Raw genomic sequence first — 14,664 nt, forward strand, 5'->3', positions numbered from 1 at the left:
ACGCCCCACGCGCCGCGCCCCGGCGCTCCCACTGCCCGCCGACTGCTCCCCTGACCAGCGGCCCCGCCCGATTGCTGCCATGACCGACACCGCCAAGCCTGACGCCGCCGCACCCGACTACCGTTCCACCCTGAACCTGCCCGACACTCCCTTCCCCATGCGCGGCGACCTGCCCAAGCGCGAGCCGGGCTGGGTGAAGAACTGGGAAGAGCAAGGCATCTACAAAAAGCTGCGTGACGCCCGCTGCGGCAAACCCAAGTTCGTGCTGCACGACGGCCCGCCCTATGCCAACGGCCAGATCCACATGGGTCACGCCGTCAACAAGATCCTCAAGGACATGATCGTCAAGGCCCGCCAGTTGGAAGGCTTCGACGCGACCTACATCCCCGGCTGGGACTGCCACGGCCTGCCCATCGAGAACCAGATCGAGAAGACCTACGGCCGCGGCCTGCCGCGCGACGAGGTGCAGGCCAAGAGCCGCGCCTATGCCGCCGAGCAGATCGACCAGCAACGCGCCGACTTCAAGCGCCTGGGCGTTCTGGGCGACTGGGACCATCCCTACCGCACCATGGAATTCCTGAACGAGGCCGGCGAGATCCGCGTGCTCAAGCGCCTGTTCGAGCGCGGCTTCGTCTACCGCGGCCTCAAGCCCGTCTATTGGTGCTTCGACTGCGGCTCCTCGCTGGCCGAGTTCGAGATCGAGTACGCCGACAAGCAGTCCCCCGCCGTGGACGTGGCCTTCCTGTGCGCCGAGCCGGCTCGGCTGGCAGCCGCCTTCGGCCTGCCCGCGCTGGACCGCGACGCCTTCACGGTGATCTGGACCACCACGCCCTGGACCATCCCCGCCAACCAGGCCCTCAACCTCAACCCCGGACTGCCCTACGCCCTCGTCAAGACCGAGCGCGGCTTCTTCGTCGTGGCCGAGGCCCTGGTCGAGAAGTGCCTGGCCCGCTGGCAGTTGGAGGGCGAGACCGTCGCCGTCACGCAAGGCCGCCAGTTGGAGCTGCTGAAGTTCAAGCATCCCCTGGCCCATGTGGACCCGGGCTTTGACCGCGAGAGCCCGGTCTACCTGGCCGACTACGCCACCGCCGAGGACGGCACCGGCGTCGTTCACTCGGCCCCGGCCTACGGCCTGGATGACTTCCAGAGCTGCATCGCCCATGGCCTGGCCTTCAAGGACATCCTGAACCCGGTGCAGGGCAACGGCGTCTATGCCGCCGAGCTGCCCCTGTTCGCCGGCCAGCACATCTGGAAGGCCAACGCCGTGATCGCCACGGCCCTGCAGAATGCCGGCCGCCTGATGGCGCACAGCAAGCTGACGCACAGCTACCCGCACTGCTGGCGCCACAAGTCGCCGGTGATCTACCGTGCGGCCGCGCAGTGGTTCGTGCGCATGGACGAGGGCGACGGCGTGTTCACCGTGGACAAGGCCGAGAAAACCCTGCGTCAGACCGCGCTGGAGGCCATCGAGCAGACCAGCTTCTACCCCGAGAACGGCAAGACCCGCCTGCACGACATGATCGCCGGCCGGCCCGACTGGTGCATCTCGCGCCAGCGCAGCTGGGGTGTTCCCCTGCCCATCTTCCTGCACAAGGACAGCGGCCAGCCGCACCCGCAGACCCTGCAGTTCATCGAGCGCGCCGCCCAACTGGTCGAGGCCGGCGGCATCGAGGCCTGGGCCAAGCTGGACCCCGCAGAATGGCTGGGAGCCGAGGCTGAGCACTACAGCAAGGGCAGCGACATCCTGGACGTGTGGTTCGACTCCGGCTCCACCTTCCAGCACGTGCTCAAGGGCAGCCATGCCGGTGCCGCGCACGAGAGCGGCCCCGAGGCCGACCTCTACCTGGAAGGCCATGACCAGCATCGCGGCTGGTTCCACTCCTCGCTGCTCATCAGCTGCGCCCTCAACGGCCGCGCCCCGTACAAGGGCCTGCTGACCCACGGCTTCACCGTGGACAGCAAGGGCCACAAGATGAGCAAGTCCAAGGGCAACGGCGTCGATCCGCAGGACACCAGCAAGAAGCTGGGCGCCGAGATCATCCGCCTGTGGGTGGCCGCCTCTGACTACTCCGGCGACATCGCCGGCGACGACAAGATCCTCGCCCGCGTGGTCGATGGCTACCGCCGCATCCGCAACACCCTGCGCTTCCTGCTGGCCAATGTGTCGGACTTCGACGCCGCGACCGAGGCCCTGCCGCAGGACCAGTTGCTGGAGATCGACCGCTACGCCCTGGCCCGTGCCGCCGAATTCCAGGCCGAGATCCTGGCGCACTACCAGCGCTACGAATTCCATCCGGTCGTGGCCAAGCTGCAGGTCTACTGCTCCGAGGACCTGGGCGCCTTCTACCTGGACGTGCTCAAGGACCGCCTCTACACCACGGCCCCCAAGAGCGTGGCCCGCCGCTCCGCCCAGACCGCGCTGTGGCACATCACGAACGCCATGCTGCGCTGGATGGCACCCTTCCTGAGCTTCACGGCCGAGGAAGCCTGGCAGGTCTTCAACGGCGGCGAAACCATCTTCACCGAGACCTACTGGACCTTCGAGACCCCGGACGCCGGCCTGCTGGCCAAGTGGAACCGCATCCGCGAGATCCGCGAGCTGACCAACAAAGCCATCGAGGACGTGCGCGGCCAGGGCCTGGTGGGCGCCTCGCTGCAGGCCGAAGTCGTGATCGGCGCCGCCGAGCAAGACCTGACCCTGCTGCAGTCTCTGGGCGATGACCTGAAATTCGTGCTGATCACCTCGGCGGCCCGCATCGAGGCCGCGCCCGAGCTGAGCGTCACCGTGACGCCGACCGCCCATGCCAAGTGCGAGCGCTGCTGGCACTACCGCGAGGACGTGGGCAGCATCGCCGAGCACCCTGGCCTGTGCGGCCGCTGCCACAGCAATCTGCATGGCAGCGGTGAGCTGCGCCACATCGCCTGACCAAGAAGCGACCCCGCCGGGCGCCGCTCGCAAGCAAACGCCCCGGTCGATCCGGGGCGCTTTTCGTTGGGCGGCTGGCGCACGCTGCTCGCGGGGTCGGGGCCGATGGGTCGTCGAGCCCTGCTCAGAATCAGCGGACTCTTGGCCGGGGATCCAGCAAGAAAGGCCGCCCTCGTGAGCAAGGAAATGCACCAGCTGCTGCTGGTCCCTCTGTGGGTCTTCCTCCTGCCCGTAGCGGGCTTCTGGCTGGCCTTGGGCAAGCCGGAGCCCCTGGAACCAGGCGCCGAGCAGGCCCTGGACGAAGCCGTGCAGCTGCTGCGCGACGAAGCTCTGCTCACGCCGGCCCGGGACTGGGAAGCCCTGCGCCGGGCCGCTCACCAGCGGCTGGCGCGCGCACCCAGCATGAGTCAGCTTGACGAGGAGCTGGCGAGTCTGGTGCAGGCCCTGGGCGATCCTCACACCAGCTACCAGCCGCCGGAGCAGGCGCGGCGGCTCATGTCCGCCAAGGGTGCCGCTGCCAACGCGGGACCGCGTCCGGAACCGGTGCCGATACGTGTCGCGCAGGAGGGTCGCTGGCCGGTGCTGATCCTCGACGCTTTCGGGGCCTTGGACACCGAGCGCAGCCGGGCGGCCGCACTGGCCATCCGCGCGGCCACGGTGGCAGCCATGGCACGCTCACCCTGCGGCCTGATGCTGGACCTGCGCAAGAACCAGGGCGGCAATATGTATCCGATGCTCATGGGCGTGGCGCCCTTGCTGGAACCTTCGCCGCAACAGGCGCTGCTGGGCTTCCGGTCCCGGCGGGGGCCCGACCAGCCCGTGACGCTGGAGGATGTCAGCGCCCTACTGGGCCAACGCTGGCCCCATGAGCAGGGCCTGGACTACCGCCCCTACACGGGCCGCGTCGCGGTGCTGATCGGCCCGATGACGGCGAGCTCGGGCGAGATGGTGGCCGTCGCCGCCCAGGGCCGGAGCCGCTGGCGCAGCTTCGGCAAGGCCACGGCTGGCTACACGACGGGCAATATCGTCGCGCCCCTGTCCAATGGCGGCCTGCTGGCCCTGACCACCAGCCGGGTGCTCACGCGCAGCGGAGTGCCCATCCAGGGGTCGCTGCAGCCCGATGTACCCGGCGAAGAACAGGCCCCCGTGGCCGCCAGCCGATGGTTGGCGCAGGGCTGCGACAAAGACTGAGGCCTCGCCATCGCGAGGCCCGTCCTTGTCGGCACGCCGCGCTCAGCAGGTCCCCTCAGGGAAACACGGGCACATTGGGCTCGTGCCCCTGGAAACTGGCTTCGGGGTGAGCGGCGTCCAGCAAGGCCTCGATCTCCGCCACGCGGCCGCGCGGCACGTCCACCATCAGCAGGTATTGACCGGCTGCCAGTCCCTGCTCGAAACGGCGCAGTCGCCGGCTGGGCGTGGAACTGCCGATCATGCTGCAGAACCAGGTTCCCAGCACCGCGCCCAGGGCGGCCAAGGCCACCACCAGGCCGGCCGGCACGGCAGCCTCCAGGCTGTAGGCCGCCACCACGCCCGCGGCCGCGCCCAGGCCAGCGCCCACCAGCAGGCCGGTCTCGGCCGACTCGACCAGGTCCGAGGTCTGCAGCAGACTGGCAGCCTGCAATCCACCCATCTCGGCGCCTTCCCGGGCCATGAAGTGGATCTGCGGCGCCGCGATGCGGGCCAGCAACAGGTCGTTCATGCAGCGGCGGGCGCAGTCCAGGTCGGGCAGCATCCAGTAGATCCTCTTGCGCATGTGGCGCTCCTTGTCGGGACGCCCCGGCCCGGCGGGCTGGCGGACTGCCCCCTGATCACCAATCTAGTCCGGGCCCCGGGGCCTGACAAACCTCAAGCCGGCAGCCCGCGTGCCCGGTGCGGGTGACCTGCCGGACCGGCTACAGTAGCGCCCTGCTCCCGAACCGCACATGCCCATGGCCACCTCCTCCGCTTCCCCGCGCCTGATCCAATGGCTGGCGATCGCCCTGCTGGTGATCCTGGCCGACCAGTTCACCAAGGTGCTGATCCTGGGCAGCTTCCAGCTCGGCGACAGCCGCCCCGTCACCTCCTTCTTCAACATCGTGCGCTGGCACAACACCGGCGCGGCCTTCAGCTTCCTGGCCTGGGCGGGTGGCTGGCAGCGCTGGTTCTTCGTGGGCCTGGGCGCCGTGGCCACGGGCTTCATCCTGTGGCTGCTGCGCAGGCACGGGCACCAGACGCTGTTCGCCACGGCACTGTCGCTGATCCTGGGCGGGGCCGTCGGCAACGTCATCGACCGCCTGCTGCACGGCTATGTGGTGGACTTCATCTCCATCCACTACCAGAACCAGTGGACCTTCCCGGCCTTCAACGTGGCTGACAGCGCCATCTCCGTGGGCGCCGCGCTGCTGATCCTGGACGAGTTGCGCCGGGTGCGGCGCGGCTGAGCAGCGCGTACGCAGGCTTGATGCAGATCAGGCGACGCTCCTAGGGAAAGGCCCGCTGACGCGCCCCGCGCCTCCCTCTAGCCTTGGCGGCAGAAGGAGACAGCCATGAGCCACCCCCTGGCGCAGGAGCCGGCGCCCGAATCGCGCCCGCCAGCCCGCACGCCTGATCCGGATCAAGCCGCACCCGCCACCGAGGCCGTGGCGGTCTCACCCTTCCACCTGCAGCTCAACACCCTGAGCTGGAGCCAGCCCCTGCACTGGCTGCGCCTGGGTTGGAAGGACTTCTGCCGCCACCCCGGCATCGGTCTCTTCTACGGCCTGTGCTTCGTGCTGATGGGCTGGGGCCTGCTCAAGGTCTACCAGAACGCCCCGGCCTACACCCTGGCGCTCTCGGCCGGATTCCTGCTCATGGGCCCGTTCCTGTGCATGGGCCTGTACCAGGTCTCCATGCGCCTGGAGCGCGGCGAGAAGCCCGACCTGGGCGACTCCCTCACAGCCTGGGACAGCCACATGGGCCAGATGGCCATCTTCGGCGGCGTGCTGCTGATCCTGGAGATGCTGTGGGGCCGGGCCTCGCTGGTGATCTTCGCGGTCAGCTTCGACGGCATGCCCGATTTCGCCGGTTCGCTCTCCAAGCTGCTGGAGCCCGAGAACTTCGGCTTCATCGCCACCTACCTTACCGTGGGGGCCCTATTCGCGGGCCTGATCTACGCCGTCAGTGTCATCTCCATCCCCATGATGCTGGACCAGCAGGTGGACGCCGTCACCGCCGGCCTGACCAGCCTACGCCTGGTGCTCACCCAGACCGGCGTGATGCTCTGGTGGGGCGCCCTGGTGGTCGTGCTGGTGGTGCTGGCGCTGCTGCCGGGCTTCCTGGGCCTGCTGGTGGTGGGGCCGGTGCTGGGTCATGCCAGCTGGCACGCCTACCGTGCTGCCGTAGCAGACTCCTGAGCGACACGCAAGGCCGTGAATTGCAGGGTGTGCGCGCCACGAGTCGGGTCACAAGTCAGGTCAAAATGCGCCGCAAGCCCCCCTCACCCGACATGCTCGACTTTGCCTGCCTGCCCCACTTTGACTGGCTCGACGTCCCCATGTGGGTCTTCGACCAGCAGGGCCAGCGCAATCTCTGGGCCAACGCCGCCGCGCTGAGCTTCTGGCAGGCCGAGAGTGCCGAGGAGTTCCTGGCCCGCGACCATGCCGACAGCTCCGAAGCCGTGCGCACACGCTTGGCCATCACCGCCACAGACCATGCCCTGGGCAAGATCGTGCGGGAGCAGTGGACGCTCTATCCCAAGGGCCAGCCGGTGACGGTGCTTCTGGCCTCGCGCGGCATCCGCGCACCGGACGGGCGCCAAGTGATGCTCTTCGCCGTGGACTCCCTCTCCAGCGCCTCCGACAAATCCGTGCTGCGCGGCGTGGAGGCCCTGCAGCACACCTCGGTGCGCATCGCCATGGTGTCCCTGCGCGACGGCAATTTCCTGATGCGCAACCCGGCTGCCGCCGCCTGCTTCACCGGCCTGCCCAAGGACCGGGGCCAGAGCAGCTTCAGCAGCCTCTTCCCCGACGCCGAGGTCGGCCGCCGCATCCTGGCCCAGGTCCAGCGCGGCCAGACCTTCGCGGCGGACCTGGAGCTCAATACCGCCGGTGGCAGGCGCTGGCACAGCCTGGACGCCCGGCCCATGCGCGATCCGGTGACAGGCGACCTGGTCATGCAGCTCAACGCCCGCGACATCGGCGACCTCAAGGCCACGCAGGCCGCGCTGGAAGCTGCCCGCCAGGCCGCCGAGGCAGCCAGCCAGGCCAAGAGTGCCTTCCTGGCCAATATGAGCCACGAGATCCGCACGCCCATGAACGGCGTGCTGGGCCTGACCGAGCTCGTGCTGCAGACGGCCCTGGACGATCGCCAGCGCCGCTTCATCGAGTTGGCCCACAGCTCGGCCAAGGGCCTGCTGGTCATCATCAACGACCTGCTGGACGTGGCCAAGATCGAGGCCGGCCGCGTGCAGATCGAGCATCGGCCCTTTGCCCTGCACGACTGCCTCAAGGAATCCCTTCACCCCCTGCTGCTGCAGGCCCACGAGAAGGGCATACGCCTGCACGCCCTGGTGCAGCCCGGCGTGCCCGCGGCTCTGGTGGGCGATGCCCTGAGGCTGCGCCAGGTGCTGGTCAACCTCGTGGGCAATGCGCTGAAGTTCACCGAGCGCGGGGAGGTGCGACTGGAGGTGATCCAGCTGCCCGAGGAGGAGAACGGGCACCCCCCGGATCCGGCCGCGCAAGGCGTGCGGCTGCGCTTTTCGGTGCATGACACCGGCATCGGCATGACGGCGGACCAGATCCGCCACATCTTCGCGCCCTTCAGTCAGGCGGACAGTAGCATCACCCGGCGCTACGGCGGCACGGGCCTGGGCCTGACCATCGTGCAGCGCCTGGTGGGGCTGATGGACGGGCAGGTCCAGGTGGAGAGCCAGCCCGGCACGGGTTCCTGCTTCAGCTTCGAGATCCGGCTGCCGGTGGCCCGCGAGACCGGGACCGAGCCCCGGGCAGAAGCCGCCAGCGCCTGAAGCACCGGCCGGCCCTGGGGCCTGGCTTCGATCAGATCACCAGCAGGCCCGAGCCCGCGGTCGTGCGGGCCTCCAGCTCGCGGTGAGCCCGCTGCACCTCCGCCAGGGCGTAGCGCTGCCCGATGGGGATGCGCACCACGCCCTTGCCGACCACATCGAAAAGGTCGTCGGCCATGGCCTGGGTACCCTCGCGGGTCGCCAGGTGGGCGAAGAGCACGGGGCGTGTCAGGTACAGGGAGTTGGCCGAGAGGCTGGCCAGGTTCACAGGCGGCACCACGCCCGAGGCATTGCCGAAGCTGACCATCAGGCCGAAGGTGCTCAGGCAGGCCAGGGAGCCGGCCCAAGTGTCGGCGCCCACGGAGTCGTAGACGACCTTGACGCCGCGGCCCTCGGTGAGCTCCTTGACACGGGCCGCGAAGTCTTCGCAGCGGTAGTTGATGACATGGGCCGCGCCGTGTTGACGGGCGAGCTCGCATTTTTCGTCGCTGCCGGCCGTGCCGATCAGCTTCAGTCCCAGGTGGCGAGCCCACTGGCAGGCGATCAGGCCCACGCCACCGGCCGCCGCATGGAAGAGCACGGTGTCGCCAGCCTGCAGGCCGCCCTGGGGCAGGGTCTTGCGCAGTAGGTATTGCACGGTGAGGCCCTTGAGCATCATGGCCGCGCCGGTGTCCAGGTCAATGCCATCAGGCAGGCGGACCACGCAGCGCGCCGGCATCACGCGCGCCGTGGCATAGGCGCCCACGGGCTGGCTGGCATAGGCCACGCGGTCGCCCTCGGCCAGGTGGCGCACGCCCTCGCCCACCGCCTCCACGACGCCCGAGCCCTCCATGCCCAGACCGGAGGGCATGGGCAGGGGGTAGACGCCGCTGCGGTGGTAGATGTCGATGTAGTTAAGCCCGCAGAAGGCGTGACGGACCCGCACTTCGCCGGGGCCGGGCGCGCCGACCTCCATACGCTCCAGCTGCATCACTTCGGCCCCGCCCGGCTGGGCAATGCGAACGACCTGTTCCTGGGACATCGGTTTCTCCTTCATGCGGTGGCAGGAATGCCGCGCCGGCTGACCTTGGCCTTGTCAGCGCGGCGACAAGTTGCTTCCGCTATCGTGCCAGCCTTTGCACCCTTGTGCCGCATGCCGGACCGTGACCTCCCATGAAGCTCAGCCCCAAGCTCGCCCTGATGCTGACCCTGCCGCCCCTGATGTGGGCCGGCAATGCGGTGGTGGGCCGCTGGGCGGCCGGGGCCATTGCGCCGCTGACCCTGAATTTCCTGCGCTGGCTGCTGGCCTTCCTCGTCCTGCTGCCCCTGGCCCGGCCGCTGTGGGCCGAGCGTGCTGCCCTGCGCCAGCGCTGGCGCTACTTCGCCCTCACGGGCTTTCTGGGCATGGGCTGCTACAACGCCCTGCAGTACCAGGCCCTGCATAGCTCCACGCCGCTCAACGTCACCCTGATCGCGGCCAGCCTGCCGCTGTGGATGCTGGGGGTGGGCATGCTGCTGCACGGCGTGCGGCCGGGCCACCGGCAGTTGCTGGGCGCCCTGCTGTCCCTGCTGGGCGTGGCCCTGGTGCTCAGCCGCGGCAGCCTTCAAACGTTGCGCGAGGTGCATTTCGTCGATGGCGACCTGCTGATGCTGCTGGCCGTTTTCAGCTGGGCGGTTTACAGCTGGCTGCTGGCGCGGCCGCCGGCCCACATGCAAGGTGAGCAGCGGCCCCACTGGGACTGGGCTTCCCTGCTGATGGCACAGCTGGTCTTCGGGCTGGGATTCGCGGGGGTGTCGGCCGGCGCGGAGCAGCTGCTGTCGACACAGCCCGTGGCGTGGGGGTCAGGTCTTGCCCTGGCCCTGCTCTACGTGGCGCTGGGGCCCTCGCTGCTGGCCTACAGATGCTGGGGACTGGGGGTGACGCAGGCCGGGCCGGCCGTGGCCGCCTTCTTCGGCAATCTCACGCCGGTGTTCGCGGCGCTGATGTCGGCTGCACTGCTGGGGGAATGGCCCCAGTGGTTCCATGGGGCGGCCTTCGCGCTGATCGCGGCGGGCATCGTGGTGTCCGCGCGCCGCTGAGCGGACTTCCAGCGCCTGCAGCTGCCAGCCTGCCCAGCGCCATGTCGCTGTCATGTTCTGGCGCCGCTGAGCCGGGCGCCGGGCAAGGGTAGAGCGGGGCTACCGCTTACTGGCGCTGGCCGCCGAAGCTGCCAGAGGGCGTCGAGCGGTGGGCGTAATGCCAGGTGCCGCTGAGGGCGCCGGTGTTGCCGTCCAGGAAACCCTGATAGACGGCCGAGCCAGCCGAGCCGGAGGCCGTCATGTTCATGCGACCGCTGGCAGCCACGGTGCCGCTGACGCTGAAGGCACCCGTCTGGTTGGAGACGCCGCCACCGCTGACCACGCCCATGCCGCCGGCACCGGGCGTGACCACCACATTGAAGGTGCCCTGCTCGGGCCCCGCGAAGGAGCCAGCGAAGGAACCGAAGATGCCCGTGGCCGCGGGCGGCGTGCTGTTGACCGGCAGGGGCGCGGCAGAGACATGGCCGCCGCAGGCGCCCACCAGAGTACGCTGAACCCAGCCGCTGAAGTTGGCGGCGTCCACATAGACGAAGCCGTTCTTGACCTCGCCCGACGCGATCAGTTCCTCACCCTTGGGAATGGAGGCCACGACCTTGGCGTCCCTGGCCGCGTTGGCATAGGCCTTGACGTTGCCGATCTTGGGGCAGAGGGTCTGGCCGGCCGGCTGCGGTGCCTCGGCCTTGGTCGAGGCTGCCGCGTTGGCGTCACCGGCGGCACTGCTGGTGCGAATCAGATTGGGCTGGTCGCGGATGGTCTTGACGATGGTGTTGTAGTTGTCCAGGAAGCTGGCTGCCACCATCTTGCCCTCGGGCGTGCTGGTGTAACCACCCAGGCCCACCAGGGCCCCGCCATAGCCCCAGCCGCCAATGCCGAAGTCGGTCTTGGTGGCCTTGCCCTCAGCGGCGGCCACCTGGATGCTGGAACGCACATCGGCGATCAGCAGACTGGTGGAGGCCTCGCGGAACTTGAGGTTGCCGGCGATGGCGCCGAACACACCGCCCACGCGGCCCAGCAGCGCGCCACCGATGCCCCCCGTGGTCGAGGCACCGACCTGCACATTGGGCGTCATCACGAAGTCCGCCGCCTGCATCTGGCCCTTGCCCACATTGGATTCCTGGCGCAGGTCACCGCCCTGGGCCAGGGCGCGCTCCTGCTGCAGGTTCTGCATGGCCACCCCGCGTTCGACCACGTCGAAGCAGCCCGACTGCTGGACCATCATGCGCAGCAGCGCAGAAGGCGAACCCAGGCCGTACTGCGACAGGTGGCTCCAGCCCGCCTGCGGCTCCGCCACGGCCATCACGCCCAGCTTCTGGTTGCACTTCTCGACCTGCGAGCTGGTTTCTTCGGCAAATGCAGGCGCCAGGTGCAGGCCTGCCAGGAGGCCCGTCAGGGCCAGGGCGATCTTCGATTTCATGGGAATCCCATACCTCCGCAATTGGTGCCCGGATCGCTGAAGGATCAAGGGCGGCGCATTGTCGCCAAGCCATGCCGGCTTGCGCGAAGCGGTCATTGTGAAGGCGTTACCGGCGGTAACGATCTCCCCAATCCGTGGGGCCAGTGGACCCCGTGGGCTCAGCACGCACCGACTCAGAAGGTCCCTGGATAGGCGCCACCGTCCAGCAGGATGTTCTGGCCAGTCAGGTAGCCCGCCTGCGCGCTGCAGAGCATGGCGCAGATCGCGCCGAACTCCGCCGCCGTGCCGAAGCGCCGGGCCGGGATGCCCTGGGCTCGCTGCTGGCGCACCTGATCCAGCGCCTGCCCGCTGCGTTCGGCGCTGGCCGCCATGGTCTTGCCCAGGCGTTCGGTGTCGAAGGCGCCGGGCAGCAGGTTGTTGATCGTCACGTTGGCGCCGGCCAGGCGCGGCTGGCGGGCCAGGCCCGCCACGAAGCCGGTCAGGCCCGAGCGCGCCCCGTTGGACAGGCCCAGCACGTCAATAGGCGCCTTGACCGCCCCCGAGGTGATGTTGACCACCCGGCCGAAGCCGCGTGCCGCCATGCCGTCCACCACCGCCTTGATCAGGGCGATGGGCGTCAGCATATTGGCCTCCAGGGCGGCCAGCCAGTGCTCGCGCTCCCAGTCCCGGAAATCGCCGGGTGGCGGGCCGCCGGCATTGTTGACCAGGATGTCGAGCTGCGGCGCGGCCGCCAGTGCGGCGGCCTGGACCGCAGGCAGGCTGATGTCACCCACCACGCAGCGGATCTCCTGCCCCGGATGCGCCTGCCGCAGCGCCGCAGCGGTGGCCTCCAGCGCCTCGGCGCCGCGCGCATTGAGCACCAGGTTCACGCCCTCGGCAGCCAGGGCCTCGGCGCAGCCGCGCCCCAGGCCCTTGCTCGAGGCACATACCAGAGCCCAGCGGCCCTTCAGTCCCAGATCCATATCATCACCTCCATCGATTCAGCAGCAGGATGCCACCCAGCACCAGCACGGTCCCGCCCAGCACGCCAGTCGTCAAGGGCTCGTCCAGCAGCCAGGCGCCCAGGGCGATCGTCGCCATGGGCCCCAGCATGCCCGTCTGTGCGGCCACCGCAGCGCCCAGACGCTCGATGGCCAGCATCACCAGCAGCACCGGCGCAAAGGTGCTCAGCACCGCGTTGAGCACCGACAGCTGCAGCACCGCCGCCGGCACCTGCGCAATGGCCCCGGGACCGCGCAGCAGCAGGTACTGGCCCACGCACAGCAGGCAGGCCACCGAGGTCGCCAGCCCGGTCAGGCGCATGGCGCCCAGGCGGTGGACCTCCTCGCCACTGAAGAGCAGGTACAGGGCATAGCTGATCGCCGAGCCCAGCACCAGCAGCGCGCCCAGCCAGACATGCTCGCCCTGCCAGTGCAACTCCTGCGCGAAGACCCACAGCACGCCCGCATAGCTGATGGCCAGGGCCGCCCCCTGGCGGGCGCCCACGCGGCGTCCCAGGAGCAGCCAGCCCAGCAGCAGGACCAGGGTGGGGTTAAGGTAGAGAATGAGGCGCTCGAAGCTGGCACTGATGTAGGCCAGGCCGGCGAAGTCAAGGAAGCTGGCGAGGTAGTAGCCGCTGAAGCCCAGGCCGATCACGGCCCACCAGTCCCGACGGGTCAGGGCCGCCCTGCCCCGCCCGGCCCACCAGGCCAGCCCCAGGAACAGGGGCAGCGCGAAGAGCATGCGCAGACCCAGCAGGGTGATGGCGTCGGCCCCGTGACGGTAGCCGAGCTTGACGATGATGGCCTTGCCCGAGAAGCCCAGGGCCCCGAGGCTGGCCATCAGCAGGCCGATCCAGGCGCGTCGAGGGGGCGCCGGATGCGGCGTTGAAGACTGCATTGGGCCATTCTAGGAAAGGCCCGGCAAAGGCGTCTGCGCAGGGGCTTCGCGAGTGGCCGAGGCTGCGGCCGGCCACGGCGAAGCGCTCAGGCAACGCTCAGGCGGCAGGCCGCGCGGCCGGGCCCGAGGCCAGCAGGCGCTCCATCAGCTCGCGCACGCTCTTGATCTGGTCGCCAAAGGGCAGCGAGCCGGCACCGCGGAAGAACAGACCCTTCTTGATGTCGCCACGCAGGGCGGCGGCCAACTGGTTGTCGATGCAGAACTGGCCCCAGTCCTTGAAGCCGTCGCGCAGGCCGCACTGGGCCAGGCAGTCGAAGGCCTTGGTGCAGCGGCTCTTCACGTGGGCCACGGCCTGCAGCTTGTGCTCGATCTTGAGGTAGGCCTTGAGCCATGGCGTGCCCACCGCACGCGCCGGCAGGCCGGCGACGCTGGTGAACTCGACCATGTCCTCGTCGCGGGCCTCGGCGAGCACGCGCTTGAATTCGTCGGAGGCATCGCCTTCCTGAGTCACCGCGAAGGGTGTGCCCAGCTGCACGGCGGCCGCACCCAGGCCCTGCAGGCGCTGGATGTCTTCATGGGTGCGAATGCCGCCGGCAGCGATCAGCGGGATCTCGCGCTCGATGCCGGCCTTGCGGAAGAAGTCCAGGCATTCAGGGATGACGCGGTCGAAGTCGAAGCGCTTGTCGTTGAGGTCGCTGATGCGGGCGGCGCCCAGGTGGCCGCCGGCCAGACGCGGATGCTCGATCACGATGGCATCGGGCAAGCGCTTCTTGCGCTCCCATTTCTTGACGATCAGCTGCACGCCGCGCGAGTCGCTGAGGATGGGGATCAGCAGCGCCTTGGGATGGTCCTGGGCCAGGTCTGGCAGGTCCAGGGGCAGGCCGGCGCCCACCACCACGGCGTCAATGCCGGCTTCCAGAGCGCGCTTGACCGAGGTGGCGTACTCGCTGACGGCACGCATCACGTTGAGCGCCACCAGCCCGCGGCCCTGCGAGCGCTCGCGGGCGCCGGCGATCTCGCGGTCCAGTGCCTCGAGGTTGGCTTCATTGATCTGTCGCTTGGCTTCCTCGCCGGCATTGAGGCCCTCGGTGCGGGCCATGAGGTCGGCGTGATGGCGACGCAGGTCCACCGAACTGAGCGTGCCCACGCCGCCCAGGGCCGCGACGGTGCCGGCCAGCTTCTGGGCGCTGACGCCCACGCCCATGCCGCCCTGCACAATCGGCAGCAGCTCGCGTCCGCCAAGCGTCAAGGGCTTGAGGCCACTGGTTTGCAGGGCCGGGATCAGTTGGGCGTCGATGTGGGCAGAACTCATGATGTCTCGCTTTGGACTTGGGCGGCCCGGGTCCGTCCGGGCGGACGAACCTGGGACACGGGCTGGTGCAGCGTAGGCCCTGCCCCCTGGCCTCGCCT

Annotated in this window: 12 protein-coding genes; 6 read left to right on the forward strand and 6 right to left on the reverse strand. The window is 69.3% G+C overall.

Annotated elements, in window-relative coordinates; all coding sequences use genetic code 11:
* Positions 1 to 79: 79 nt before the first annotated feature.
* Together ileS and H5407_RS24700 are read left to right on the forward strand one after the other, a co-directional pair.
* Positions 80 to 2,926 (forward strand): isoleucine--tRNA ligase, encoded by a 2,847-nt coding sequence (gene ileS, locus H5407_RS16730; protein ID WP_183105615.1) that lies wholly within the window; start codon positions 80 to 82, stop codon positions 2,924 to 2,926.
* 174 nt (positions 2,927 to 3,100) lie between these two features.
* Complete coding sequence (locus tag H5407_RS24700; protein WP_183105616.1) at positions 3,101 to 4,117, forward strand: S41 family peptidase; 1,017 nt, start codon at positions 3,101 to 3,103, stop codon at positions 4,115 to 4,117.
* A gap of 55 nt (positions 4,118 to 4,172) precedes the next feature.
* On the opposite strand, the gene H5407_RS16740 is transcribed toward H5407_RS24700, so the two are convergent.
* On the reverse strand, positions 4,173 to 4,679 hold the full coding sequence (locus H5407_RS16740) for a DUF1269 domain-containing protein (RefSeq protein ID WP_183105617.1): 507 nt from the start codon (positions 4,677 to 4,679) through the stop codon (positions 4,173 to 4,175).
* A gap of 169 nt (positions 4,680 to 4,848) precedes the next feature.
* Between H5407_RS16740 and lspA the strand changes: the two genes are divergently transcribed.
* The 3 genes from lspA to H5407_RS16755 all read left to right on the forward strand — a co-directional run bounded on the left by lspA (position 4,849) and on the right by H5407_RS16755 (position 7,907).
* Complete coding sequence (gene lspA / locus H5407_RS16745; protein ID WP_183105618.1) at positions 4,849 to 5,346, forward strand: signal peptidase II; 498 nt, start codon at positions 4,849 to 4,851, stop codon at positions 5,344 to 5,346.
* A 105-nt stretch (positions 5,347 to 5,451) separates the two neighbouring features.
* On the forward strand, positions 5,452 to 6,297 hold the full coding sequence (locus tag H5407_RS16750) for a DUF2189 domain-containing protein (protein WP_183105619.1): 846 nt from the start codon (positions 5,452 to 5,454) through the stop codon (positions 6,295 to 6,297).
* 65 nt (positions 6,298 to 6,362) lie between these two features.
* On the forward strand, positions 6,363 to 7,907 hold the full coding sequence (locus tag H5407_RS16755) for an ATP-binding protein (RefSeq protein ID WP_183105620.1): 1,545 nt from the start codon (positions 6,363 to 6,365) through the stop codon (positions 7,905 to 7,907).
* 31 nt (positions 7,908 to 7,938) lie between these two features.
* Here the strand turns inward: H5407_RS16755 and H5407_RS16760 are convergent, their stop codons facing one another.
* Positions 7,939 to 8,925, reverse strand: coding sequence for a quinone oxidoreductase (locus H5407_RS16760; RefSeq protein WP_183105621.1), 987 nt, complete (start codon positions 8,923 to 8,925; stop codon positions 7,939 to 7,941).
* Positions 8,926 to 9,056: 131 nt separating this feature from the next.
* Between H5407_RS16760 and H5407_RS16765 the strand changes: the two genes are divergently transcribed.
* A complete protein-coding gene (locus tag H5407_RS16765; protein WP_183105622.1) occupies positions 9,057 to 9,962 on the forward strand; it encodes a DMT family transporter in 906 nt (301 codons plus the stop codon).
* Positions 9,963 to 10,068: 106 nt separating this feature from the next.
* On the opposite strand, the gene H5407_RS16770 is transcribed toward H5407_RS16765, so the two are convergent.
* The 4 genes from H5407_RS16770 to H5407_RS16785 form a co-directional block, all read right to left on the reverse strand.
* A complete protein-coding gene (locus tag H5407_RS16770; protein WP_183105623.1) occupies positions 10,069 to 11,376 on the reverse strand; it encodes a CsgG/HfaB family protein in 1,308 nt (435 codons plus the stop codon).
* A 173-nt stretch (positions 11,377 to 11,549) separates the two neighbouring features.
* Positions 11,550 to 12,338, reverse strand: coding sequence for an SDR family oxidoreductase (locus H5407_RS16775; RefSeq protein ID WP_183105624.1), 789 nt, complete (start codon positions 12,336 to 12,338; stop codon positions 11,550 to 11,552).
* Positions 12,339 to 12,342: 4 nt separating this feature from the next.
* Positions 12,343 to 13,254, reverse strand: coding sequence for a DMT family transporter (locus H5407_RS16780; protein WP_183105625.1), 912 nt, complete (start codon positions 13,252 to 13,254; stop codon positions 12,343 to 12,345).
* A 97-nt stretch (positions 13,255 to 13,351) separates the two neighbouring features.
* Positions 13,352 to 14,566 carry a nitronate monooxygenase family protein gene (locus H5407_RS16785; protein ID WP_183105626.1) on the reverse strand — a complete coding sequence of 405 codons (1,215 nt, stop codon included), beginning with the start codon at positions 14,564 to 14,566 and terminating at the stop codon, positions 13,352 to 13,354.
* Between the last annotated feature and the right edge of the window lie 98 nt (positions 14,567 to 14,664).

The sequence above is a fragment of the Mitsuaria sp. WAJ17 genome (assembly GCF_014174515.1).
Taxonomy (GTDB): domain Bacteria; phylum Pseudomonadota; class Gammaproteobacteria; order Burkholderiales; family Burkholderiaceae_C; genus Roseateles_B.